Here is a 275-nt window from a genome sequence, read left to right as displayed (position 1 = left end):
CCAGTATCGCGGCCGCGCCTGAACTCGACGACCTGCTCGAGTATTACGAAGATCCGTGCCCCGGCCTCGCCGGCATGGCGGAACTCGCCAGGCACACGCGCCTGCCGCTCGCGACCAACATGGTGATCACGACCATGGAAGATTTCCGGCGCGGCGCCGAAATGGGCTCGGTCAAGGTGCTGCTGTCGGACCATCACTACTGGGGCGGGCTGCGCGCAACCCAGACGCTCGCGCGCATGTGCAAGCTGTGGGATCTCGGCATGTCGATGCACTCG

General features: G+C 65.8%; 1 protein-coding gene. It reads left to right on the top strand.

What is annotated here, in order from left to right; translation table 11 throughout:
- On the top strand, window positions 1–275 hold a 275-nt coding region (locus SB753_RS37095), incomplete at both ends, for an enolase C-terminal domain-like protein (RefSeq protein WP_410805131.1).

Source organism: Paraburkholderia sp. SIMBA_053 (genome assembly GCF_046534895.1).
Taxonomy (GTDB): domain Bacteria; phylum Pseudomonadota; class Gammaproteobacteria; order Burkholderiales; family Burkholderiaceae; genus Paraburkholderia; species Paraburkholderia caledonica.
The sequence above is the reverse complement of the archived record's forward strand: the minus strand, read 5'-3'. Positions and strand labels throughout refer to the sequence as shown.